Origin of the sequence: Collinsella sp. MSK.8.10, assembly GCF_019041915.1 — a bacterium.
Taxonomy (GTDB): Bacteria; Actinomycetota; Coriobacteriia; order Coriobacteriales; family Coriobacteriaceae; genus Collinsella.
On record NZ_JAHPYF010000001.1, the window covers coordinates 353,878 to 376,690 of the forward strand.

23 protein-coding genes and 2 tRNA genes are annotated in these 22,813 nt (G+C 61.9%); all 25 read right to left on the reverse strand.

Annotated elements, in window-relative coordinates; all coding sequences use genetic code 11:
* Positions 1–17: 17 nt before the first annotated feature.
* Positions 18–488, reverse strand: a complete 471-nt coding sequence (rlmH, locus tag KTF55_RS01450) for a 23S rRNA (pseudouridine(1915)-N(3))-methyltransferase RlmH (RefSeq protein WP_035136824.1) — start codon at positions 486–488, stop codon at positions 18–20.
* Positions 489–494: 6 nt separating this feature from the next.
* Complete coding sequence (locus KTF55_RS01455; RefSeq protein ID WP_117757556.1) at positions 495–1,433, reverse strand: SPFH domain-containing protein; 939 nt, start codon at positions 1,431–1,433, stop codon at positions 495–497.
* Between the two features lie 288 nt (positions 1,434–1,721).
* Positions 1,722–1,808, reverse strand: a tRNA-Leu gene (locus KTF55_RS01460).
* Between the two features lie 43 nt (positions 1,809–1,851).
* The gene (locus tag KTF55_RS01465) at positions 1,852–2,769 is read right to left on the reverse strand and encodes a TatD family hydrolase (protein WP_217107523.1); all 918 of its coding nucleotides are present in this window, start codon (positions 2,767–2,769) and stop codon (positions 1,852–1,854) included.
* Entirely contained in the window at positions 2,759–3,619 is an 861-nt protein-coding gene (gene rsmA, locus KTF55_RS01470) for a 16S rRNA (adenine(1518)-N(6)/adenine(1519)-N(6))-dimethyltransferase RsmA (protein ID WP_217107522.1), read from the reverse strand. The genes KTF55_RS01465 and rsmA overlap by 11 nt, the downstream gene beginning before the upstream one ends.
* A gap of 107 nt (positions 3,620–3,726) precedes the next feature.
* Positions 3,727–5,328 (reverse strand): methionine--tRNA ligase, encoded by a 1,602-nt coding sequence (metG, locus tag KTF55_RS01475; protein WP_117583811.1) that lies wholly within the window; start codon positions 5,326–5,328, stop codon positions 3,727–3,729.
* A gap of 69 nt (positions 5,329–5,397) precedes the next feature.
* Positions 5,398–6,276: a 16S rRNA (cytidine(1402)-2'-O)-methyltransferase gene (gene rsmI, locus KTF55_RS01480; protein WP_117583812.1), complete on the reverse strand. Its 879-nt coding sequence runs from the start codon at positions 6,274–6,276 to the stop codon at positions 5,398–5,400.
* Positions 6,277–6,282: 6 nt separating this feature from the next.
* Positions 6,283–7,344, reverse strand: coding sequence for a glycoside hydrolase family 5 protein (locus tag KTF55_RS01485; RefSeq protein WP_055309641.1), 1,062 nt, complete (start codon positions 7,342–7,344; stop codon positions 6,283–6,285).
* A gap of 483 nt (positions 7,345–7,827) precedes the next feature.
* Positions 7,828–7,900: transfer RNA gene (locus KTF55_RS01490), tRNA-Phe, on the reverse strand.
* A gap of 123 nt (positions 7,901–8,023) precedes the next feature.
* The gene (locus tag KTF55_RS01495; RefSeq protein WP_035137167.1) at positions 8,024–8,308 is read right to left on the reverse strand and encodes a ribbon-helix-helix domain-containing protein; all 285 of its coding nucleotides are present in this window, start codon (positions 8,306–8,308) and stop codon (positions 8,024–8,026) included.
* Positions 8,283–8,573: a hypothetical protein gene (locus tag KTF55_RS01500; protein WP_117583813.1), complete on the reverse strand. Its 291-nt coding sequence runs from the start codon at positions 8,571–8,573 to the stop codon at positions 8,283–8,285. The genes KTF55_RS01495 and KTF55_RS01500 overlap by 26 nt, the downstream gene beginning before the upstream one ends.
* A gap of 58 nt (positions 8,574–8,631) precedes the next feature.
* Positions 8,632–8,991 (reverse strand): DUF192 domain-containing protein, encoded by a 360-nt coding sequence (locus KTF55_RS01505; RefSeq protein ID WP_226790440.1) that lies wholly within the window; start codon positions 8,989–8,991, stop codon positions 8,632–8,634.
* Positions 8,988–9,464, reverse strand: a complete 477-nt coding sequence (locus KTF55_RS01510; protein ID WP_117563701.1) for a TadE/TadG family type IV pilus assembly protein — start codon at positions 9,462–9,464, stop codon at positions 8,988–8,990. Before KTF55_RS01510 ends, KTF55_RS01505 begins: the two co-directional genes overlap by 4 nt.
* A complete protein-coding gene (locus KTF55_RS01515; RefSeq protein ID WP_217107521.1) occupies positions 9,464–11,524 on the reverse strand; it encodes a hypothetical protein in 2,061 nt (686 codons plus the stop codon). Before KTF55_RS01515 ends, KTF55_RS01510 begins: the two co-directional genes overlap by 1 nt.
* Positions 11,525–11,600: 76 nt before the next feature.
* Positions 11,601–12,137: a TadE/TadG family type IV pilus assembly protein gene (locus KTF55_RS01520; protein WP_117563703.1), complete on the reverse strand. Its 537-nt coding sequence runs from the start codon at positions 12,135–12,137 to the stop codon at positions 11,601–11,603.
* Positions 12,073–12,291 carry a hypothetical protein gene (locus KTF55_RS01525; protein WP_117563704.1) on the reverse strand — a complete coding sequence of 73 codons (219 nt, stop codon included), beginning with the start codon at positions 12,289–12,291 and terminating at the stop codon, positions 12,073–12,075. The genes KTF55_RS01520 and KTF55_RS01525 overlap by 65 nt, the downstream gene beginning before the upstream one ends.
* 1 nt (position 12,292) lies before the next feature.
* On the reverse strand, positions 12,293–12,856 hold the full coding sequence (locus tag KTF55_RS01530) for a hypothetical protein (RefSeq protein WP_128620524.1): 564 nt from the start codon (positions 12,854–12,856) through the stop codon (positions 12,293–12,295).
* A complete protein-coding gene (locus KTF55_RS01535; RefSeq protein WP_089572694.1) occupies positions 12,820–13,053 on the reverse strand; it encodes a hypothetical protein in 234 nt (77 codons plus the stop codon). Before KTF55_RS01535 ends, KTF55_RS01530 begins: the two co-directional genes overlap by 37 nt.
* Before the next feature lie 10 nt (positions 13,054–13,063).
* On the reverse strand, positions 13,064–13,705 hold the full coding sequence (locus tag KTF55_RS01540; RefSeq protein WP_217107520.1) for a type II secretion system F family protein: 642 nt from the start codon (positions 13,703–13,705) through the stop codon (positions 13,064–13,066).
* Positions 13,702–14,628 carry a type II secretion system F family protein gene (locus KTF55_RS01545; protein ID WP_117563706.1) on the reverse strand — a complete coding sequence of 309 codons (927 nt, stop codon included), beginning with the start codon at positions 14,626–14,628 and terminating at the stop codon, positions 13,702–13,704. The genes KTF55_RS01540 and KTF55_RS01545 overlap by 4 nt, the downstream gene beginning before the upstream one ends.
* Positions 14,601–15,929, reverse strand: coding sequence for a CpaF family protein (locus tag KTF55_RS01550; RefSeq protein WP_117634305.1), 1,329 nt, complete (start codon positions 15,927–15,929; stop codon positions 14,601–14,603). Before KTF55_RS01550 ends, KTF55_RS01545 begins: the two co-directional genes overlap by 28 nt.
* Positions 15,926–17,575, reverse strand: coding sequence for a P-loop NTPase (locus KTF55_RS01555; protein WP_217107519.1), 1,650 nt, complete (start codon positions 17,573–17,575; stop codon positions 15,926–15,928). The genes KTF55_RS01550 and KTF55_RS01555 overlap by 4 nt, the downstream gene beginning before the upstream one ends.
* A complete protein-coding gene (gene cpaB / locus KTF55_RS01560; RefSeq protein WP_226790441.1) occupies positions 17,575–18,234 on the reverse strand; it encodes a Flp pilus assembly protein CpaB in 660 nt (219 codons plus the stop codon). The genes KTF55_RS01555 and cpaB overlap by 1 nt, the downstream gene beginning before the upstream one ends.
* Positions 18,235–18,485: 251 nt before the next feature.
* Positions 18,486–19,439 (reverse strand): ribosome small subunit-dependent GTPase A, encoded by a 954-nt coding sequence (gene rsgA / locus KTF55_RS01565; protein WP_199408838.1) that lies wholly within the window; start codon positions 19,437–19,439, stop codon positions 18,486–18,488.
* A gap of 471 nt (positions 19,440–19,910) precedes the next feature.
* Positions 19,911–22,592, reverse strand: a complete 2,682-nt coding sequence (locus KTF55_RS01570; RefSeq protein ID WP_217107518.1) for a cation-translocating P-type ATPase — start codon at positions 22,590–22,592, stop codon at positions 19,911–19,913.
* Between the last annotated feature and the right edge of the window lie 221 nt (positions 22,593–22,813).

Sequence of the window (22,813 nt, forward strand, 5' to 3'; positions counted from 1 at the left end):
TGTTTCGTATTGCCAACCTATTTGTGATACGGCTCGCCACGACTGATCTTGCAGGCACGGTAAATCTGCTCTAGCAGCACCACACGCGCCAGGTTATGCGGCAAGGTAATGCGTCCAAAGCTGAGCATCTCGTCGGCTCGTGCGCGCACCTCATCACTCACGCCGTCCGAACCGCCGATTACAAAGGCAATGTCGCTGCTGCCTCGCAGCATAAGATCGTCGAGCCTCGCCGAGAGCTCCTCACTCGAACGTTCCTTGCCCTCAATGGCCAGCAAGATCACATGCGCTCGAGACGGCAAGGCAGCAAGAATCGCCGCCCCCTCCTTGTCACGCGCAGCATCCACACCGCCCGCCTTAGCCGGGTCGATATCGGCCACCTCGCGGATATCCACCTTGGCATAGGCACCCAGGCGCTTGGTGTACTCAGCGCACGCGTCCTTCCAAAAGCGCTCCTTGAGCTTACCAACACAAACGACGGTGTATTTCACGCGCGCCTACTCCTTCGAATCGTTTTGAACTTTGCCGGCAGCCAGCATCTGCTCGAACATCGAGGCCGACTGCGAGAAGTCGCTCGGCAGCACGACCGTCGAGTTTTTGCCCGTACGTGCGAACTCCGTCATCATCTCGGTCCACTGCGTAAACATGAACAGCTGGTTGGCCTCATCGTTGCCAACGCCTGTCTCCTGGATAATCTCAAGCGAATCCTTGATGCCCAGCGCGATGGCCTTGCGCTGGTTGGCGATACCCTCGCCTGCCTTTTCCATCGCCTCGGCCTCGGCGGTCGCCTCGGTGACGCGCTTGATGCGGTCGGCCTCGGCGAGCTCCTGCGCGGCAGCGCGCTTGCGCTGGGCGGCGTTGATGTCGTTCATGGAGTTCTCGACCTCGGTCGGCAGTGCGATTTTGGTGATGAGCGTCGACACGAGGGTGAAGCCGTAGGCGGCCATCTGCTCGGAAACGGTAGCGTTGACATCCTTGGCGATGTCATCCTTCTTGGCAAAGACCTCATCGAGTGTGTAGACGGGGATGGAGGAGCGCAGGGCGTCGGTGATGAAGTCGCGCATCTGGTCGACGGGCTCCTGCAGCATATAGTAGCTCTTGTAGATGCCCGAATCTGCCGGGCCGGCGCCCATGTCATAGCTCACGTGATACTGAGCGGAGACCTCAAGGCCAATGGTCACGTTGTCCTGGGTCTTAACGTCGATGCCAAAACCGTTTTTCATGGTGCGCAGGCTCACCGTGGCGGCCTTGCGGTCGATCACGGGCACCTTCACGTGGAAGCCCGCGTTGACGATACGATTGAACTTACCCAAGCGCTCGATGATCACAGCGTGCTGCTGCTCAACGACGTAGCAGGCGTTGGGGAGCAGCAGCAACAGGATGATGATGGGAATCAAAAGGCTGGTAAGGGCGGCGATGATACCGGAAAACAGCATGGTCTCTCCTCTGATAGGCACACGTTGCCATTAGGATACCCGTCCAAGGAGATCGTGCATAACAAAAAAGCCCCCATTGCTGGGAGCTCTTTCATTTAATGGTGCGGGCGAAAGGACGTCCGCGTATCCGCTTCGCGGATCCGCACCGGCATCGGCCGCCTGCCGGCGTCCTTGCCAGCTCGCTAAAAACGCTCCGCGTTTTCTTGACGCTCGCTCCTTCGCAGGTTCAAGTCCCCGCGATGGGCACATAACAAAAAAGCTCCCATTGCTGGGAGCTCTTTCATTTAATGGTGCGGGCGAAAGGACTTGAACCTTCATGGGGTTGCCCCCATACGGACCTGAACCGTACGCGTCTGCCAATTCCGCCACGCCCGCGTGCAGGAATTAGAATAACGGAGCGCCACCGCGAACGCAAGAACTATTTTTGAAAAAGTTTGCAGGCATTTTCCCAAGCGGCATGCGCGATTGTTTCGGCGTCCTCACCAGTGCGATCGACACGGTCGTTAACCAGCGCGTTTGCCGTAATGGAGATCATTGCGGGCTCGCATTCAAGACCGCGGATGGGCTCCGGAGCCATATACGGGCAATCCGTCTCGAACAAAATTCGATCGAGTGGGGTTGCCGCAAATGCCTCGCGCACGTCGTCGTTGCGCTTAAAGGTGGCCGCACCACCATAGGCGATATAGCAGCCCAACTCCACAAAGCGCTCCATCGTGGCGCGGTCCTCGCCAAAACAGTGCAGCACACAACCGGCCTGGGGCACGCCCACCTCACGAAGCACGTTGTAGGCGTCCACGTGCGAGGTACGCTCCTGGTCCATGTCCTCGTGACGCAGATGCAGCTCCACCGGCACATTGCAGCGCACGGCGACTTCGAGCTGACGTGCCATGCAATCAATCTGCACGCTGTGGGGCGCCGGCGTGATGTCGTCGTCGTAATCCATGTGGTAGTCCAGACCGATTTCGCCAATACCGGCACACAAAGGGTCATCAAGCGCAGCAACAACCTGCGCGTGAATGTCGTCGGTATAGTCCGGCGCGCCATACGGATGCACGCCGGCAAGATACTTGATCTGCGGGATATCCTGCATCGGCAGAATTTCGCGCACGAGCCAGTCGCTATAGTCCGTCACGCTGCGCTTGTCGGCGATGGGGTCGAAGACCGTCACCAACAGGTCGATGCCTGCCGCCTTGGCACGCACGAGTGTCTCGGGCACATCCTTGCCCCAGAACGAAAGCAGATGCGCATGTGTGTCGGCAAGCGGTGCCAAGGGCACGGGACAAGCAACCGTCTTCTTTTTCTTGGTAAACGTCACGCGTTCGGCATTAAGCGTCATGGGAAAGCTCCCGAGCCAGGCACACAAAGTCGGCGACGCCGAGCGTCTCGGCGCGCGTGGTGGGTGCGATACCGCAAGCCTCAAAGGCGGCATCGAGCACGTCCTTGGCAAAGCCGTTGGCGCTCATGGAATTGCGGATGGTCTTGCGACGCTGAGCAAATGCAGCGTCAATCACGCGGGCCACAAATTCGCGATCGAGTCCTTCGGGCACCACACCGTCAACACGGTCGATACGCACGACGGCCGAGTCCACGTGTGGCGCCGGCATAAAGCAACGCGGCGGCACCTCAAAGCGACCCGTTACCTGCGCATACAGGCCAAGCTTTGCCGTATAGCCGCCATAGGTCTTGTTGCCCGGCACTGCGGCAATGCGATCGGCAACCTCCTTTTGCACCATGACGACGGCGCGCTTGAGCGCCGGCATCGTCTGGAAAAATTGCAAAATGATCGTCGCCGCCACGTTATAAGGCAAGTTCGCGACAAATACCGTCGGCTCACCGCCCGCAGCCTGCTCAATCTGCTCCGGGCCAACCTTAAGCGCGTCGCCCATGATAAAGCGGAAGTTGGCATAGTCGGCGGCGTGGGCATCGAGCACCGGTTCGAGTTCGGGATCGGTCTCGATCGACGTGACGCACGCCGCCTCCTGCAGCAGCGCGAGCGTGAGCGTACCAACGCCCGGGCCAACCTCGAGCACGCGCTCATCGCCCGTGAGCTCGGAAAGCTCGCAAATGCGCTCAATTACATGGTTGTCGATCAGGAAGTTCTGGCCCAGGCGATGCTTGGTCGCAAGGCCAAACTCCTCCAGCAGCTCCCTTGTTGCCGTGGGGTTTGCCAAAGGCGAAGTTGTCATAGTTGCCTCCTTAGCATGATGGCGGCGTCTTGAAACAAAAGGGCATGGACCGTTGCGGCCATGCCCTTACATCTAAACAGCAAATTGCCGATATGGCGCGCGGCGTCTTAGCCCAGACGCGGGAACAGCGGCTCACCCTTCTCGACGGGCTGACCACCGGCAAGCAGGCCCCAAGCGCAAATGCCCTTGAGGTCGTCGCTCGCGGCCTCGTCCTCGCAGGACAGGCGGCGCAGGGCTTCGGCAGAGGTCTGAGGCATGAGCGGCATCAGCAGGTGAGCGGCAATGCGGATGGCCTCGAGCAGGTTGTAGATCACAAATGCCAGCTCGTCAGCCTTAGCCTCATCCTTGGCAAGCGCCCAAGGCTCGGAGTCCTCGATGTAGTGGTTGGCGGCGTGGATGAGCTCCATAACCTCGTCCTTGGCTCCGCCGTAATCGAGCACGTCCATCTTGGCCATGTAGCGGTCGACCAGGCCATCGGCGATCTTTGCCAGCGGGTTGTCGAACGCATCGAACGATGCGGGCTTGGCGGGCGCGCAACCGTCAAAGTACTTGCCGCTCATGTTGAGCGAACGCGAGATAAGGTTGCCCCAGCTGTTGGCCAGGTCGGCGTTGTAGACCTGCTCCATGCGATCGAAGCTGATAGCGCCGTCGGTACCGGGAACGACGTCGGTCATAAAGTAGTAGCGATAGCCCTCGACGCCCAGCATGTCGATAACGTCCTGCGGAGCGATGGCGTTACCGCGGCTCTTGGACATCTTCTCGGCCTTGCCGGTCTCGGCATTGCGCACGGTCAGGAAGCCGTGGGCAAAGACGTGCTCGGGCAGGGCCTCGCCGATGGCCATGAGCATGGCGGGCCAAATGACGCAGTGGAAGCGGATGATGTCCTTACCCACGATGTGGAACTGCGCGGGCCAGCGATAGGCCAGCTCGGCACGGGCCTCGTCGGTGTCGACACCGTAGCCGACGGCCGTCATATAGTTGAGCAGCGCGTCAAACCATACATAGGTCACATGGCCCTCGTCAAACGGAACCTGGATGCCCCAGTCAAAGCTCGTGCGACTCACGGAAAGGTCGTTGAGGCCGCCCTCGACAAAGCTGCGAACCTCGTTCATGCGGAACGCAGGCTCGACAAAGTCGGGGTGCTCGTCATAGAGCTTGAGAAGCTTGTCCTGGAAGGCGGAAAGCTTAAAGAAGTAGGACTCCTCCTGGACGCGCTCAAGCGGACGGTGGCAGTCGGGGCATAGATGCTGGCCGACGCTGCCGTACTCCTCGTCGCCCTTCTGGACCTGCGTATCAGTGAAGTAGGTCTCGTCAGGCACGCAATACCAACCGTCGTAGCTGCCCTTATACAGGTAACCGGACTCCTTCATGCGCTCCCACAGGTACTGCACGGCATGATGCTGGCGCGGCTCGGTGGTGCGGATGAAGTCGTCGTTGGAAATCTCGAGCTTGCTCCAAAGCTCCTTGAAGTGCGGGGCCTGGCTATCGGTCCACTCCTGCGGCGTCATGCCATGCTTGGCTGCGGCCTCGGCGACCTTCTCGCCGTGCTCGTCCATGCCGGTCAGGAACTTGACGTTATAGCCGGCGGAACGGCGATAGCGAGCCTGAACGTCGGCGATGATGGTGGAATAAGCCGTGCCCAGGTGCGGATCGGCGTTGACGTAGTAGATGGGCGTCGTGATAAAGAACGAAGGCTTGCTTTGATCCATGGGGTTTGTCCTCCAGAAAAACGTTGCATACAGAGGATGATTCTAGCGCAAGGGCTGGATATCCTCCATCTATTGCATATCGAGCACCATGGCATAGACATCGCGCTTGCGGCGCGAATACTTCTGAGACAGGCGCTTGGCCACCGCAGACGCGGGCTCCCCCTCCTCGAGCGCGGCGCGGATATCCTCGCGCAGGGCCTCGTCGGGATCCGCTGCCGTGGCGCCGACCGGCACGATACCGGCCTCCTCATCCTCGCTCGGTGGCGCGATGACCAGCGCAATCTCGCCCTTTACCTCGCCGCGAGCACGCAGCTCCTCGGCAAGCTGGTCAGCGGGCCCGCGCAAGACCTCCTCGTGCAGCTTGGTGAGTTCGCGGCAGACGGCAACCTCACGCTGGGGAAAGACCTCCGCCACGGCCTCGAGCGTCGCCACGATGCGATGTGGAGACTCGTAGAAGATGAGTGCGCCGGGCACCACGGCAAGGCGCTGCAAACGGCGCACACGGTCGCCGTGCTTTCGGCCCAAAAAGCCCTCGAAGAAAAAATGCTCGCAGGGAATGCCGGACGAAACAAGCGCCGTGACGCAAGCAGAGGGCCCGGGAATAACTTCGACGGGCACATCGGCCTCACGCGCCGCCTCGACCAGCGCCTGGCCGGGATCGGACACGCTCGGCATGCCGGCGTCCGAGGCAAAAGCGAGGGTCTCCCCCGCCAGCAGACGGTCGACCAGGCCGGCGGCGCGGCTGGCGATCACATTCTCGTCGCAACGGACAAGCGGCTTGGAAATGCCCAGGTGCATCAGTAGCTTTGACGTCACACGCGTGTCTTCGCAGCAAATGGCATCGGCGGCGGCAAAGGCCTCACCAACGCGCGGGGACAGGTCGCCCAGGTTGCCGATGGGCGTGCCGACCACATAGAGTTTGCCCGTATGGGCGCTGTTTTGCGTCATATCAACCTATTCAATCATGCCGCGCTCGAGCGTACCGAGCGCCGCGCGGGCGTCCCATGCTGCAATGCGCTTCTCGGTCTTCCACGTTTGGAAGAACCAACCGGCAGCCGGCGCAAACGAAGCCAGCTGGTTGGCGATAAACACGCGCTCGTAGGCATTGCGGCCCTCGGGCGTAACCGACGAGTTGGCAAAGATCGCCGCGCCCGACCATTCGCCCACCAGCACGGGGAACCCAGTCGAAATCGCTTCTTTAAGCTCGCGCTTGTTACGCGAAATCGCCGTCGTCAGCCCGCGAGGGCTCGTGATGTCGAGCGCATACTCGTCGCGGTAATGGTACAGGTGAAGGTCCATGTAGACGTTCTTGTACTTGGCGCCGCGCATAAAATGCTTCCACTCGCTGGGATGCCCCGACGACGAGAAGACGACGATCTTATCCTCGGGCATATACGAACGGACGAGCTCGTAGGCATCGCGATAGAAATTGCGCAGGTAGTGAGCAGGAATGCCATCCGTCATGGTGAAGAGGCTCTTGCGAACGCTCATCTGCGGCGTGTCCAGCAGCTCAATGCCCAGCAGGCTCTCGGCCTCGCCATAGCGATCGGCCAAGCGCTCGAGCACGTCGAGTGCGACATGACGGCCGTTGGTGGACGAATGCCACTCGGCAACAGCCTCCGGCGTGGTGGGCGAATCGTTGGAATCGCCCTGGCCACCGGGCACGGTTGCCAGATCGAGCAGCACGCGGATGTCGTACTTGGCAGCCCACTCAATTGCGCGGTCGATGTAATCGACAACCGATATGTAGGAGGCATCGGACTCCTGTGAGCCAAAGGCATACCAGGGCACCGGCAGACGCACGGCATTGAGACCGATCTGCGCCATGCGGCGAAAATCGTCCTCGCTCACAAACGTCTCGTAATGGCGGCGCATGCGCTCGTTATAGGCGGCGGTACCCATGGCCTCCTGTAGCTCAGCCGCGTTGGATGCACCGGTCGCCGCGTACAGCGACGGGGTCACCCAAGGCTCGGGAATAAACCAGCCAGAGAGATTAACGCCGAGTATCCTCTCCATCACTGCCCCCTTCGGATCATGCAGGTCGAACCCGCATCGTATTGCGTAGGATAAGTATCGTTTTGAGTATACCCGCGTGTGCGGACAGGCGACCGAACGGTCTGCAAAGTGACGCGAAAGTGGGAGGAATGTCTGGGAGCAGACGGACTCGGAATGGTGCGACGAGGTGTGTACGCGCGCCGGAGGCAGGCACCGGAAAGTGTGTCCCGTTCTGAGCCCTTATTCTGGGACGCAGTTTCCGCAGAACCCTACATAAAAGAAAAGGACCCCTTTGCAGAGGTCCTAGTCAATTCAAGGTGGCGGGGAAGGGAACCGCGTCCGCGCGCTGCGCGGACGGACCGCTGCGGCGCTTACGCGCCTTGCGAGCTGCGCTGGCAAACGCTTACGCGTTTACTCAGCTCCGCGCCCTCACGGGGTTCGATTCCGTGCGAGGGCTACATAAAAGAAAAGGACCCCTTTGCAGAGGTCCTAGTCAATTCAAGGTGGCGGGGAAGGGAATCGAACCCCTGACACGAGGATTTTCAGTCCTCTGCTCTACCAACTGAGCTACCCAGCCATTTGAGGTGTGCCTTGTTTCAAGGCTTGATTAGTATAACCAAGGACGCGTTCCGGTCAACCGAGAATTTCAAAAAAGTTTTTGAGCACAGCCTCGGTTCTTTAAATCGGCACGTCAGAGGCATCAGCCGGCAGCAAGAAGTTTTTCGCTCAGAGCCGCACGGGCAAACTCACTTGGCGTCATCCCCTCGGCAGCCGCCCGTCGACGAATGGCCTCCTTCATTCCCAGAGGAATCTTGACCGACAGCGTTGCCGTCCCCTCACCTGAGAGTGGGGGCCGTCCATGCACGATCCCACCAACGGTGTGTTCGCCATCCGGAAACTCTCCGCGCTCGTACGACTCGCACCACGCGTCAATCATTTCATCCGTTACAACCTGACCATTAGCGGCCGTATACGTCTTGCCCATCATCGACCCCTTTGCCGAGCCCGTTCAATCTCCTGCCAAAATTTCTTCTGGACTGGAGACAAGGCATGAATGATAAGCCCCCACGGACAAGCTCGACCGCGACAAGCTCCACGCTTCGTCCGTCTGGGAGCCATCCAATCGCAAGCCATCTCGGCGGCTCGTCCTTCGGCTCGCGACGAATGCACTCAGTAACCGCAAGCCAAGCGCTAAGCACCTGCTTTTCCGTCAGGTGCTTTTTAGCGTTGGGATGGATCTCAACATCCATGCATCTTCTCCTCCATCTTACCCAATTTCGTATGACGAAAGTCCGCTGTCGCCAATTCTTAAGCCGGCACGCGTTGGAGAGCAGGGGTCGAAACAATGATTGAAGGACGCTCTAGTACGGCCCAGGCGCCGGGGCAGGAGCACATACGCCAGGGACGTACGTTTTCGTAGCATACGAGGACATAGCCACGTGCATCGATAAAGGCGATATCGATGGGATAGGCCATAAAACACGTATGGACCGAAGAGCAGCGTGGAAATGCCATGACGAGCGGCAGACCGTTGGCGGCAACCGGACACCGTCCCAGCATGCCGCGCAGGCGCACGGCAAACGACTCCGCCACCGCAAACTCGGCCGGCGTCCAGCCCAGCCTATTGAGTGCCCGCGCGTAGGCGATGTAGGACGAGACCGCGGTCACATGACCACCCCCGGACGCCATGGATCGACCGTCACCGCGCGCTCGTGCGACAACGTTGTCGGCGCCCCCAGCGGAACGCCAGCGATGCTGAGAGAAGTCGGCCACGGCTCATAGTGCATGGTGCAGGTGTAGGTCCTAAACGTACCGGATAGGGAGAGCAGGCCACCATCCGATGCCTCCGCGCCTTGCTCGCTCGACACTTCGATCTGCAAGTCATAGCCTTCCATGGCATTCAGAATTTGAGTCCGGACCGTCGCCGAGGCATCGACAGAGCTTTCGTCGCCCTCCCCGCTCGGCGCCACGGCGTGCGCCAACACGATGTCGGGCACCACGCGGTCGAAGCGCGCGACAGCGCTGGCATAGATCATGACGTTGTATACGATGAGTGCCAGCACCAGCAAAACGGGCGTAACCACTGCTATCTCCACCGTCGCTTGGGCGCGCTCCTCGCGCAGACGCATGCGGATACTCATTACGACCCACCGCCCAGAGCGCCAACCAGCGTGGCGACATCGACGGTGAGCGGGATGGAGCCGCCGCCGGGCAGAGGAATCTCCGCAAGCGTGAACACCGTACCGCTGATGGTGCGTTCGACTTGATATTCCAACGCCTCGCAAAGCGCCTTGGGATCGGTCACGCCCAACGGAATACTTCGCAGTTTGTCTTGCGCTTGAGAGAGACCAGCAATGTCAGACCCCGGGCTCTTAATGACGTTGGCGGAATCAGTCAGCACCGGCTTTCGCAGGCGCAAGTCGCACGGTTCCAAACCCAGCGCCGCCACGGACGCCGAAACGGTATCGCCGAGCCACGATGCGATGGAGCCCAACGCGCCGCTGCCCCCTCCTAGGCCTTTAATCATCTCGTCCATAAGTTCGTCGGCCGAACCTTGGATGTCTCCGTATCCCACAAGCAGCCGTCCCCAGACATCCATGACGCCATCGAGTACGCCGGCAACGCCACCCGAGCGTTCCTTCAATGTCGAGAAAAATCGCGAAAGCACGTTGTTTTGCGCCGTCGCCTCATCGGGCGCCAGCACCGCGGCAGAGATGGCACCGCGATCGCCAAGCCTGACTGCCGTGTTAAACGAAGAGTTGAGCTCATCGGGGCTCGAGATGGCACCCGAAACCGCAAAGGCAACCACGCCGTTGCGACCGGGCGGAGCGATACGCGGACGCTCGCCCGAAAGCGCTTTAATGGCCTGGTCAAACGCATTGCTCGCACGGTCGGCCTCATCCTCGGTCTGACGCATGAGCTCAAGCTCTTTGTTCCGACATTTGACGTATTCCTCCAAGGCCTTTTTGAACTCGTCGAAGTGATATTCGAAGCCGTTTTCGATAGAGGTTGAAGGCGCCGCAACAGCACCAAGCGACAAAACGCCAAAATGGCATTTGCTGCATTTATCCTGTCCATCGTAATCGGCAACCGAAGCAAATCCGCTCGGCGTCCCTTTCTTATAGTTAGGGCAGGTCGTCCCGTAATGCAGATACGCCTTGTCATCGTTCACGCTCGTCGGCCACACCGCATCGGTATAGAGTTCCGTCGCCCGAACCTCATCAGAGTTGCGCGGCAGCAGCGGAATATAGGAGGAAACCCTGTCTCCGTTCTCGGTTATATGCGCCCGATCGACCTCCGCGCTCGCATAGGTATAAAACGCCTTACGCGCCGCAGACTCTGCCTTCATCTCGACACTCGAGCCGTGGGGCTTCTCATTTGTCAGACGCCAATGGTAGTAGTCCTTCGCGCGATCAAGGGCAACTTGGGGCTCCCACGTAAAGCTCGATGAGTAATGCGGATTTTGAACACCGGAGAGATCCGTTAGGCTTTTCGCACGCTCCCACATGCAAGAACAGCTGCCGACCGAGCCCTTGTCAGACCCACCACAATCCGCCAGCCAAGCACGCTCTTTAGCCTTCGCCGTGTCCTCAGAAGCCTTCCGCAGCTCCTCGGCCGCACACTCTAAATCATCTGATGTGTCTTTAATGGCATCGGTCGAGATCTCGGACCCCTCGAGCGCAGCGAAGTCAGACTCGGATGTCCTGGGCACGGCAAGCGCCGTACCGGTATAGGTCACACTATCGGTATCCTGCGCCGACACCGCCTGCGTGGCACGCGCGGCGATCAGATACGGCAGAGCCGTCTCGATTTTCTGTAAGCCTTCCGATGCGCTTTTGGCAAACTTGTTGCGCGTTTTAATGATCTCAATCCCGGTGTCGACCATATTGCCGGCAACCGGCTCGGCACCCGGGATGAGGATGGCGACCAGGCCCGTCCCGATCGTGGCAAACCCCGCCAGCCCCAGACTCAAGATGCTCGCATCAACCACCGTGGCAGCCGTGTGATAGGACGACACTACGTTGGCACCCGCCAGCGCGCCACTATCAGCCGCCACCTGGGTATCCCCGGCACGCGACATGCTCCATATCGCCGCGGTCGACGAAAACAACAATGTGAGCACCACTAGGATGACCACGGCAGAAGAAAGCGTGGTATAGGCGCCGTCTTCGATAAACAGATCGACACCGGCTCGACCCATAAAGCCGCCTCGTTTGCGGAGAGCGCCTGGTCGACGGCGGGCCGCAAACCCTTGCGTCACCCGCAACAGGCAGCGCCTAATCCCATGCAGCAATCCACGAATCATAATCTCCCTCCAGCCATTCGGGACGCGATTGATACGAGACATCGACCTTGAGCTCAACGTAGCCGCCCTCGGCGGTACCACCCATAGCCTGCGCAAACGCACCGATCACAGGCAACGGCTTGACCTCGCCGGAAACGGACACGGACGAGACGCCACCCGCACCGGCCCGGCCAAGCTCGATATCCCACGACAACGGCCCGCCGGCATGAAAGATCGAAACGTTGGGCACTGCGGCAAGTCGGCGGCGGGTGAACTCCTTAAGATCGTCGTCCTCCGCCGTCGTCGTGGTCATGAGCCGCGCGGTCTCGGCGGCGGCAGACTCCATGACCGCGCGCGTATAGAGCAGGCACACCGGTTGCAGCGCGAGAAGGATGAGTGTCAGAAACGTCGGCAGCAAAAAAGCGGCCTCGACCGTAGACTGCGCCCGGTCCTCGCGCGCGGCATCAATACAACGCGATGTCCTTAGCGGCCGCAGCGGCGTCGATAACCGACGTCGAGGCAACGCCATGGGATGCCGCCCGCTCAACCAGCGCCGCCAAGCGCCCATCGGTGCCGGCACGCCAAAGTCCCGCGATCGCCAGCACGATCGATAACAGCGCCACCGTGACGATGGCGTATTCGACCGTCGCCTGGGCAGATTCCTCACGCAGGACATCATGCATTTCACGATCCCTCCTTTGAGTCCGTTGCCTGCGGGCTCAGGCGCACGGCGCGCAGACGACACGAAGCATCGCCAGCATCCGCGGCAATTGTCACCATATCGACCCAGCCGCGTTCGTCGCGCACGATGGCGCCCCACACGTTTCCCTTGATGTCGAGATAGCCGCTCAGAGCAAGTTGCGCCGTGGGTACCTCGCGATAGGCACGCAGCATATCCGCCGCCGCTTCGGTCATCGGTCGGTCCTCGGACCATGCAAGCCGGACCGCAATCGCGTTGCCCTCAGGCGAATCCGTCGCAGTGCCAGACCGCTTGTCGAGCGTCCGCAGAAAGGTTTGCGCCGTGACAGCGACATCCGAATCGTCCGCATCTCGCATCTCATCTTTTTGAGACGCCACCGCCGAATCTGAGCCCAAATCGGAGGCGGTCCCAGGACGCTGCTGCCGCGCGGCGTTAAGCCCCCAAAGCACCGCCGCTATCGCCACGGTCAGGCAAGCAAACACCAGCAGCACCCCGATGGGGCGCTCGCCCTCTACAGGCTGTTGATGCCCTCGCTGATAGCGTTCCATAGATCTTGGACCTTGCCCTTAAATGCGACGATGGCGATAATCGCGATCACCACGAGCACGCCGACCAAGATGGCATACTCGGTGGTACCCTGTGCACTCTCCTCCTGCAATAGTTCCTTGGCGCGCTGACGAACATGTGCCGCCCGGCAAAACGCCCAGCCCTGGACCTTGCCAGCAGCGTCAGTCATCGTGTTCATGTATTCCTCCCTACATCATCCCGCCTGCTCCCAGCAGCGGGCCCAATATGGACAGAAGCAACGCCGGCAAGATGAGCGTGCCGGTGGGAATCAGCAGCTTGACGGGTGCACGCTCGATCTCGCGCTCGACCGCGGCGCGATGAGCCGCACGGATCTCGCGACTTTGAGCGGCCAGCATCTCGGCAAGTGGGGCACCCAGGGCGAGCGCCTGCCCCACCGTGATGGCAAAGGTCTCGAGCGCTCGCACGTCCAGGTCGCGCGCGGCGGCCAACAACTCGTCCTCACGCGTGCCCACGCCCACCTGCCACGCCATGCAGGCGCGCTCAAGGCGAAGAGCCAGCACTGACCGGCGGTTGGCGCAGAAAATCTCAAGCGCCGCATCAAACGAAAGACCGGCCGAAAGACCCAAGCGCACAACATCGATCATCTCGGACACTTCGCCGAGCGACACTCGCGCCGGGCCGCCCGCTCCAACCGCGCCCTTCACTCGCGCGGTCAGAGCATCGACCACCGAGCGACCCGCGGCAGCGACCAGCACCGCCTCGCGCTTGCAGGCCCCTGCGATCTTGCGTGCATCCGCCCGATCCAAACCCGTCGCGACAAATACACTCAGGGCGCACAGGCAAGCCGCAACTGCAACCGGGGCGCTCATAGCTCCACCCGCATAATGCGCCGGATAACCACCAGGGCAACGGCGTTGAGGGCAAGACCCAGCACCACAGCGCCCGCGCCGGCAGGCGTCGCAAGACCGCGACGAAAATCTGCCGAAAGCAGCGCCAACACCGCGCACATGCCCGCCGGCATCGCCGCGACCATATGCGCAGACATGCGAGCCTGCGACGTCTTAACATCCAGGCGGCGCTTGAGCTCAATGCGCTCCCCCACCATGCTCGACGCCTCGGACAGTAAGTCGGCAAGCGGAGCGCCGGTGCGCTGAGACACCTTAAGCGCCAAGGTCACAAGCGAAAGACCGGGGGCGTCGATACGCACGAGCAAGTCATCGAGCGCGTCGGTCGCCGAGATGCCGCAATCGATCGCCGCCGCCACCCGCAAAAACTCGGTATGCACTGGCTCTTGCGCATGAGCGCCCACAAAGCGCATGCCCTGGGCCAGCGAATGTCCCGAGGCAAGCGACATGGAAAGTGCGGTAAACGCCTCGGGCATTGCCTCTTCTGCATCGTGTTGCTCGCGCCGGCTCTCAAAGCCATCCCGAGCGGCACCAACGGCAAACGGAGCAACAAGTCCCAAGGCAAATCCGAGGGGCGATAACGACACCATCGTTAGTAAAACGCAGCAGACACCGCTCGATAGCAGCAGAAACGCCAAACGTCCCGAAGCATCTTCGATCACGAGGCCAAGGCGATGCGCCGGAGCCAGCGATGCCCACGAACGGGCGATCTTTTTCAGCAGATCGTTTTCCACCAGCTCACGCGGCAGCTTCTCTGCCACCGTCTCGAGCGCCTGACGTGCCAGCTCCGCCGGCGGTACCTGCGGCACACGAGGTTCCGCCCCGCACGCCGTCGCGACAGAAAGCCCTGCCAAGCCCCCTACGACGAGGGGCACAGTGATCTCCATTCGTCCACCTCCTCTTGTGTGAGCGTCCCCGACCGCAGGCCTTCTGCGATAAACGGCGGCTCGCGGTCAAGCGTCCAGGTGCGCTCGGCGGCATCGAACGTCACATAGCGCTCGAGCTCTACGCCGCCCGATGCGGCGCGTCGCACCCCCGAATACGAGGAGACGAAGCGCCTGCCATCGGCGTGGCGCTCGGACATCACGATACCGTCGAGTGCCATGGCAATCTGCTCCTCGATGAGCTCGCTCGGCAGATCGATGCCATAACGTGCAAGCAACGTCAGACGCACCACGGTCTCCTGTTCTGAACCCGCATGAAGCGTGGTGAGCGACCCGTCGTGGCCCGTGTTCATGGCCTGCAACATGTCGCAGCACTCGGCACCGCGCACCTCGCCCACCACGATGCGGTCGGGGCGCATGCGCAGGGCATTAGTCACCAGGTCGCGGATCGTCACCGCGCCCTCGCCCTCAATTGAAGCCTCGCGCGCCTCTAGGCGCACCACGTGCGGATGATGCGCAAACTTGAGCTCGGCAGAGTCCTCGATCGTCACGATGCGCTCGCCGGTGGAAATCTCACATGACAACGCGTTGAGCAGGGTGGTCTTACCAGATCCCGTGCCTCCCGCAACCGCCAGGTCCTGTCGCAGCGACACCGCACACGACAGCAGCTGCGCATACCAAAGCGGCAGCGATCCCAACCCCACGAGCTCGTCCAGCGAGCAGATACGGTCCGAGAACTTTCGGATGGTGAGAATCGGTCCGTCAATCGCCACAGGCGGAATCACCGCGTTGACGCGATAGCCCGTTTTGAGGCGGGCGTTGACGATGGGGCTGCGCTCGTCGATACGGCGGCCAAGTGGCGAGATAATGCGGTCGATAAGCACACGGATCTGCTCATCATCCTCAAACGCATGCTCGATGGGGTACAAGACGCCGCCGCGTTCAAAGAAAGCCGAGCGGCAGCCGTTGATCATGATCTCGGTAACGGTGTCGTCCTCGATGAGCGGCTGCAACGGCCCCAAGCCCACCACGTCATCCAAAATCTCGTCGATGATGGTCTCGCGCTCGGGCGTCGCGAGATCGGTCGGCTCCTCAACATTGAGCGCCGCCTCCACCGCAGGACGCAATTCCGAGCGGGCAAGTGCCGGGTCGATATAGGCGCTGATACGCGCCACTTCGTCGTAACCCATGCGGTCCATCACGGCGCGCTTGGTGCGTCGTTTCACGGCGCGGCGACGCCCCACATCTACAGGCGCTGCCGCCGCCGCAGCGCCGGCAGCCTTAATCCTCGTTTGCAGGCTCATCGCTGATCACCCTCGCGCGACCAGGGAAGGCGGATACGCGGGCGTTCGGTGCGCGTTGCACGGTCGGCGACCATATCGCTCCAAGGGCCGACGGCGCACCCCAGTTCCACGAGCATCTCGCGCGTGGCCTCGCGCACGCTAGTCGCAAAAGCGCTGGTCTGCCCCACTGCCTCGTCAGCGCGCCCAAACGCCATGAGCGCGGCGAGATCCTGCCCGCCATCGGCGATACGAATCTTGGAGCTTAACGCACAGGCAATCTCAAAGCGCATGGCGACGTCCTCGTCTGCCCCGCGCGCACCGAACCGGTTGAACACGGCGCTCATGCGCGTGCGCGGCACACCTACTCGACCTGCCAGTTCAATGACGCGCGATGCCGATGCCGCGGACGACACCGCCGCATCGCCAACGACCAGGCAACGGTCGCTCGCCGCCACCGCAGCCGCCACGGCGTCGCCCCAAAAGACCGAGGTATCGATAAAGACCACGTCGGATTCGCGACGCAGAACATCAAGCAGTAGCTCCACCGGACGTGCCATGAGCTCGGCTTGCTCGGGCGCCGCGACGGGACCCCAGAGCGTAACGCCCGGCGCCACGCGCATCGAAGCGGCTACGATATCCGGCTCGGTGAGCGTGCCCGCCGCCGACGGCTCGATAAGTGCCGCCATATCGCGCGGAGCATCGACGCCTAACAAGTCGTAAAGGTTTCCAAACATCAGGTCCAGGTCGAGCACGGCGGCACGCAAGCCCAACAGCGACGATGTGTGTGCCATGGTGGCAACGATCGTCGACTTGCCGCAACCGCCCGAACCCGAAATGGCGCAGATGACTGGAGCTCGATGCGGCGGAGCGGCAGCGTCTGCCGGCGGCATCGGAGGCGGCGGGGCGGACGTCGGTGACAGCGTCCCCGTCTCCCCCGCCGCAACCACGTGCTGCGTCCAAGCCGGCATGGCTGCTTGTTCGGTCTGCGAGGCAGGCTCGATCTGCGCAATCTGCTCATGCTGCATCAGCGACAACTCGCCGCACCCGGCAAGGCCCTCAACTTCGTCGAGTTCATCCGCCAGATTCACGCCGTGCACGTATCCCATATCTACTGCCGGGGAGTCGCCAGCATGCTGCGCCGGCCCTCCAGCGTCATCGTATACAAGGGGGTTCCGGGGGCGCCGACCATGCTCGGCTTCCGCTTTTCCATAATCATCAACACGCGGGCCTCTTGTAGCGCGAGGCGCCCCGGGTTCCCTATCAACAAAAGCATCGGGCTCAATCGTCATGCGCCGATCGGAATCAACCGCTCCCTCACCCGCGTGCCCGTTGCCGCATATACTGTGTGCAGCGATGACCTCGGTCGCCCCCGCGCGAAACAGCCCCTCGATATCCGACGGATCGAGCGCTTCTATCAACACGACCACGCGACTCACGCGGCCTTCGGCCGTCAGGCGCGCAACAGTCTTGCGCACATCTTCGGTATCAAACAGAGACGCCGCGATGATGGCAGCCCCGCGGCGCGACGGAAACGCCCGCGCCATGGAAACCAGCCCGTCCAGGTCACCCACGCGAAGCACCTGTGCACCCGCATCACGGCCCTCGACTTCCCGCTGCAACAGCCCGTAATCGCCGCACGCGCAGCACGCAAGCCAGATCGCCTTCATCACTCGTCGCCTCCGCTCTTTTTGCCGCGCGCCGTGGCGGGAATCGTCAAGCTGACCGTTCCCTTGCCCGAGGCTCCCAGCAGTTCCTTGACGTCTTCGGGGTCAGCCGCCAGCGTCACCCATTCGATCTTGCCCTCGCGCGTGGCACCGGAATCCTCACTGGTATCGATCACGTACGCGCCGCACAGCCGATCGGTCACGCCGTCTTTTTGCACATACACATCCACGTAGCTGCCCACGCCCGTAGCACCGCCGACCGAGTGCTCGGCATCGACCGCCACCGAAACGGCAACCTTGCCCTTAGGCACCTCGAGCTTGCGGCTCTCGACCTTGGTGTAGACATTGCAGATCACGGCGTTTTTGGGAATACGCGAAGTCGTCACGTCGCCGCGCACCTGGCGCAGCTCGGTCGCCGCGTCACGCGGCAGCAGACTCGTCAGCCACTCCTGGGTTATGACATTGGTCTCATCGAGGGTCTCGCCCACATCGATATCGCGCGCCGCGACGCATACCTCGACGCGATCGCCACCGTACTTGGCCAAGGTCTCAGCCTGGACCTGTTCGGCTTGTGAGCGGATCGATGAGCCGTAAACCATGCAGAGCAGAGCAGCGAGCACGCCCGCGACCAGACTGATGGCGATGCGCTTGCTCTTGTTCACGGCCGCTCCTCTCATGGCAGTGCCGGGCGAATGCCCGTACCACCATTGTCTGGGCGGTCAGAGTGCAAAGCGGCGCAATCGCAATCTTGGTTTTCGATGTCAAACCAATCGCTGACCAAAAGCTGACCAGCCCGTCAAGCTCGTGGCAAGGTTTTGGTCAGCACGTCAGCAAACTGCATGTTTCGAGGCTTTTCCGCAGCAAAAAGCCGTCTCCCGAACAGTTGGGAGACGGCTGTCATAGGAAAAATCAATTACAGATGGACATCGGGATCGAGCATTTGAGCACTCACGCGCATGGATGACGCCAGGTTTTGGAACGTTTCCAGACGCAGGCTATCGATCTGCCCGGCGTCCTCGGCCTCGCGAACGGCGCAACCCGGCTCATGGGTATGCGTGCAATCGCCAAACCGGCACGCGCGCGATGCCTCGACAATCTCGGGGAAGGCGCGGGCCAGTCCCCGCTCGTGACCCACGAGCGGTAGGCTGCGCAGGCCCGGGGCATCGGCGATCACGCCGGCGTCGCCCGGCAGCGTCACCATCACGCGCGCGACGGTAGTGTGACGGCCCTGGTCGTCGCGTTCGCGCACACCGCCGGTCGCCAACGTATCGTGGCCCAGCAGCGCATTGAGCAGCGTCGACTTGCCGGCACCCGACTCGCCCAGAATCATGGCGCAGCTCCCGGCAGGCACGCAGGCACGGACCTCGTCCAGGCCGCGGCCCTCGGCAGAGGACGTCACGATCACGCGCACGTCCGGACCCACCAGGCGGCGCACGCGGTCCAGATCGCGCTCGAGTTCCTCGGCATCGCAGCGGTCAGCTTTGGTGAGTACCACCACCGGCTCGGCATCGCAGTCGAGCGCCAATACCAGCGAACGCGCCACACGGTCGAGCAGCACCTCGCCGGCACCGAGCGCCTGCACGATTAGCACGCTATCCACGTTGGAGCAGAGCACCTGGCGCTCTCCGCGGGCACGGCCGCGCCAACGCTCAAAGCTCGTACGGCGCGGCAGCACGCATTCAATCACGCCCATATCGTGCCCGGGAGCGCGGCGCACCGCCACACGATCGCCCACGGCAGGCAGCAGGACCTCGTCCCCACCGCGCGACTTGGCAAATCCCACGGCATGCTCGGCGCGGAAGGTATCGTCGGCAGTCGCCACCAGCGGAAACCCGCGATCCAAGCGCACCACGGCGCCAAGCTGCATCTGCTCGGGCTCCTCGGCATGTGCGCAGAAATCATCAAAGGCAGCCTGCTGGGCTTCATCGACCGGCAGGTCATCAAACGCCGGAACATCCTGCAGCGCGTCGAGCCCCGGCACGCTTGCCAGCAGCTCCTCAGCAGGTGCGGGAGCCTCGGTCGCGAGCTTCCGACGACGATCGCGCTTAGCCCGCGCCCCCGTCGTCTTTTTCTTCGCTTTAGCCTTAGCCTTGCCCACAAGCGCCTCCCAGCACCATAAATCACAACTGAGCAGGTATTTTCCCACAAAAAAGAGTCGGTCGAGCAAATGCTCGACCGACTCACACACTTTCCCTCAGCTCATGGTCCCGAGAGGTTATCCGAAGGCCCGCCCGCCGGGAGGGATTTCTTCTGAGCGATCCCGCAGCGCGAAGCGCGAGGACCAGCGAAGAAGAAACCCCGCAGGCGGTCGGGCCGGTGGGAAGGATGGCCTTTCGACCTACTCCTTCTCGACCGCGCGCATGATCGCCTTGTAGATCTCCATCAACGGGATGATCAGGAAGGCCAGACCCAGCGCGGCAAGAACGCCCTTGAGCTCAAGCGTCACGGGGCCAAAGAACATCTCGGCAAGCGTCGGCTGCACGGTTACGATCACCGTCAGCACCAGCGCCAGCGCGGCGGAAGCCCACAGCCACTTGTTTTGCTTCTTCATGGTGAACAGCGACGCACGACGGCTGCGCATATTGAAGCAGTGGAAAATTTCGACCATGTTGAGCGTGATGAACGCCATCATCACGCCTTCCTCGTCGGCATTGCCGGCGATCATATCGGCGATGTGGATGTAGCCCATGTCAAAGTACACGCCCACAAAGAAGCTCGCCAGCACCAGCGCGGTGATGATTAGGCCCTGGACCACGCAGTCCAGACCCATATGTCCGGCAAAGACACCGTCCTTGGCGTTGCGCGGCTTGCGCTTCATGATGTCGCCCTCGGCATCCTCCATGCCCAGCGCGAGTGCGGGGAAGCAGTCGGTGACCAGGTTCACCCACAGCAGCTGCACCGGCTGGAAGATGGTAAAGCCGATGAGCGTGGCGATAAACACCGAGAACACCTCGGCAAGGTTGGCCGAAAGCAGGAACTGGATGACCTTGCGGATGTTGTCGTAGATGCGACGGCCCTCTTCGCAGGCACCGATGATGGTGGCAAAGTTATCGTCGGCGAGCACCATATCAGCGACGTTCTTGGTGACGTCGGTACCAGTAATGCCCATGCCCACGCCGATGTCGGCGCGCTTGATGGACGGGGCGTCGTTGACGCCGTCGCCCGTCATGGCCACGATCTGGTCGCGCGACTTCCAAGCCTCGACGATGCGTGTCTTGTGCTCGGGTTGGACGCGGGCGTACACGCCGTAGTCCTCGATGTGCGCGTCGAGCTCCTCGTCGCTCATGCGATCGAGGTCGGCACCGGTGATGGCATGGCTGCGATCGGTGACGATGCCCAGCTGCTTGGCGATGGCCACGGCGGTGTCGATGTGGTCGCCCGTGATCATGACGGTGCGAATACCGGCATCGTGCGCCTCGCGGATGGCGTCGGCGACCTCGGGACGAACCGGGTCGATCATGCCGGACAGGCCGCAGAAGACCAGGTCGTGCTCGAGCGCGGCGGGACTGCAGTCGGCCGGGACCTCGGTGTAGGTGCGGCTTGCCAGCGCCAGCACGCGCAGGGCCTCGTCGGCCATGGCCTTGTTGGCGGCCACGAGCTCGGCACGACGCTCCTCGGTCAGGGGTACGACCTTATCGCCCTCGTAGATATGGGTGCACAGGCCGATCACCACGTCGGGCGCGCCCTTGGTGTACTGCTCGTACTCGCCGTCCAGGGTCTCGACGACCACGGACATCATCTTGCGGCCCGAGTCAAACGGGGCCTCGCCCACGCGCGGGTGCTCGGCAGTCAGGCCAGTGAGGCCCGCCTTGCCGGCGTCGTTGACGAGCGCGCACTCAGTCGGCTCACCCACGGCCTCGCCCAGCTCCTCGTCCCACTGAGCATCGGAGCACAGCGCCATGCCGGCCAGGAACTTCTCCTTGGGCGCAGCGAGCTCGTGCTTGACGACGGTCATCTTGTTTTGGGTAAGGGTACCGGTCTTGTCGGAGCAGATGGTCTGTGTGCAGCCAAGGGTCTCGACAGCAGAGAGCTTGCGGATAATCGCCTGGCGCTTGGCCATCTTGGTCACGCCAAGCGAAAGGACGATGGTCACGACGGCAACCAGGCCCTCGGGGATGGCGGCGACGGCAAGCGAGACGGCGACCATAAAGGTGTCGAGCAGGGCAGTCGGGTCGGTGAGGACATTGCCCACGCCGTGGCGGAGGATGTCAACGCCAAAGATCACGACGCAGATGACGATCACCATAATGGTAAGGATGCGGCTGAGCTCGGCAAGCTTCACCTGCAACGGCGTGAGCTCCTCCTTGGCCTCGGCCAGGGCGCCGGCGATCTTACCCATCTCGGTGTTCATGCCGGTGCCGACCACGACGGCGCGGCCACGGCCGTATACCACGGTGGAACCCATGTAGCACATGTTCTTGCGGTCGCCGAGCGGCACGTCAGCGGTGCCCGCGGCAAGCTCGATCACGTTGGCGTGCTTCTCTACGGGCACGGACTCGCCGGTGAGCGCGGCCTCTTCGATCTTCATCGTGGCGCTCTCGAGCACGCGGCAGTCGGCCGGGACGGAGTCGCCCGCCTCGAGCATGATCACGTCGCCGGGCACGAGCTCGGCGCTCGGCAGGTGCACGAGCTTGCCGTCGCGCAGCACCTTGGACTGCGCCGCACTCATCTCCTGCAGGGCCTCGAGGGCCTCCTCGCTCTTGGCTTCCTGGACCACGCCCAGCACCGAGTTGACGATAACGACGAACATGATGATGGCAACATCGGCAAAGTCGGGCTCGCCCTTGACCATGCCCGTGAGCGCACTGATGACGGCGGCAACGATCAGCATGATGACCATGGGGTCGGCCATCTGCTCAAAGAAACGCTTCCACAGCGGCGTCTTCTCGGCTTCCTCGAGCTTGTTAGGGCCTGTCTTGGCGAGGCGCGAAGACGCCTCGTCGTTGCTCAGGCCGAGGTTCTCATCGACACCTTGGTCGCTGAGCACCTCCGCCGCGGCGGACAGGTATTCCTTTTGCATATAGAGTCCCCTCCTGGGATTCGGGCCACTCAGCAGATTGATGCCCGATCATAATTCCCAGGAGAAGGGCAAGGGCTCATCAAGGCTGCCGTGCTGAGCGGCAGTTGATAGTGGAGCTATGGTACCCCAAAGAGACGCGTCTAGCCAAAACAATCGGTTTGGAAATATGGTCCGCACGCAACGGTGCAGACCGTGTGATGCTCAACATTGGTAAAACGTTT

Excerpts from the sequence above, each read along its gene's own strand:
- KTF55_RS01510 (WP_117563701.1), bottom strand. The coding sequence starts at position 9,464 with ATGAGTATCCGCATGCGTCTGCGCGAGGAGCGCGCCCAAGCGACGGTG.
- KTF55_RS01545 (WP_117563706.1), bottom strand. The coding sequence starts at position 14,628 with ATGGAGATCACTGTGCCCCTCGTCGTAGGGGGCTTGGCAGGGCTTTCT.
- KTF55_RS01485 (WP_055309641.1), bottom strand. The coding sequence starts at position 7,344 with ATGGAGAGGATACTCGGCGTTAATCTCTCTGGCTGGTTTATTCCCGAG.
- KTF55_RS01515 (WP_217107521.1), bottom strand. The coding sequence starts at position 11,524 with ATGGGTCGAGCCGGTGTCGATCTGTTTATCGAAGACGGCGCCTATACC.
- rsmI (WP_117583812.1), bottom strand. The coding sequence starts at position 6,276 with ATGACGCAAAACAGCGCCCATACGGGCAAACTCTATGTGGTCGGCACG.
- KTF55_RS01455 (WP_117757556.1), bottom strand. The coding sequence starts at position 1,433 with ATGCTGTTTTCCGGTATCATCGCCGCCCTTACCAGCCTTTTGATTCCC.
- rsmA (WP_217107522.1), bottom strand. The coding sequence starts at position 3,619 with ATGACAACTTCGCCTTTGGCAAACCCCACGGCAACAAGGGAGCTGCTG.
- metG (WP_117583811.1), bottom strand. The coding sequence starts at position 5,328 with ATGGATCAAAGCAAGCCTTCGTTCTTTATCACGACGCCCATCTACTAC.
- rsgA (WP_199408838.1), bottom strand. The coding sequence starts at position 19,439 with ATGCAGCTTGGCGCCGTGGTGCGCTTGGATCGCGGGTTTCCGCTGGTG.
- KTF55_RS01530 (WP_128620524.1), bottom strand. The coding sequence starts at position 12,856 with ATGGAACGCTATCAGCGAGGGCATCAACAGCCTGTAGAGGGCGAGCGC.
- KTF55_RS01570 (WP_217107518.1), bottom strand. The coding sequence starts at position 22,592 with ATGCAAAAGGAATACCTGTCCGCCGCGGCGGAGGTGCTCAGCGACCAA.
- KTF55_RS01495 (WP_035137167.1), bottom strand. The coding sequence starts at position 8,308 with ATGGGCAAGACGTATACGGCCGCTAATGGTCAGGTTGTAACGGATGAA.
- KTF55_RS01535 (WP_089572694.1), bottom strand. The coding sequence starts at position 13,053 with ATGAACACGATGACTGACGCTGCTGGCAAGGTCCAGGGCTGGGCGTTT.
- KTF55_RS01520 (WP_117563703.1), bottom strand. The coding sequence starts at position 12,137 with ATGGCGTTGCCTCGACGTCGGTTATCGACGCCGCTGCGGCCGCTAAGG.
- KTF55_RS01465 (WP_217107523.1), bottom strand. The coding sequence starts at position 2,769 with ATGACGCTTAATGCCGAACGCGTGACGTTTACCAAGAAAAAGAAGACG.
- KTF55_RS01550 (WP_117634305.1), bottom strand. The coding sequence starts at position 15,929 with ATGAGCCTGCAAACGAGGATTAAGGCTGCCGGCGCTGCGGCGGCGGCA.
- KTF55_RS01525 (WP_117563704.1), bottom strand. The coding sequence starts at position 12,291 with ATGCATGATGTCCTGCGTGAGGAATCTGCCCAGGCGACGGTCGAATAC.
- KTF55_RS01540 (WP_217107520.1), bottom strand. The coding sequence starts at position 13,705 with ATGAGCGCCCCGGTTGCAGTTGCGGCTTGCCTGTGCGCCCTGAGTGTA.
- KTF55_RS01555 (WP_217107519.1), bottom strand. The coding sequence starts at position 17,575 with ATGAAGGCGATCTGGCTTGCGTGCTGCGCGTGCGGCGATTACGGGCTG.
- KTF55_RS01500 (WP_117583813.1), bottom strand. The coding sequence starts at position 8,573 with ATGGATGTTGAGATCCATCCCAACGCTAAAAAGCACCTGACGGAAAAG.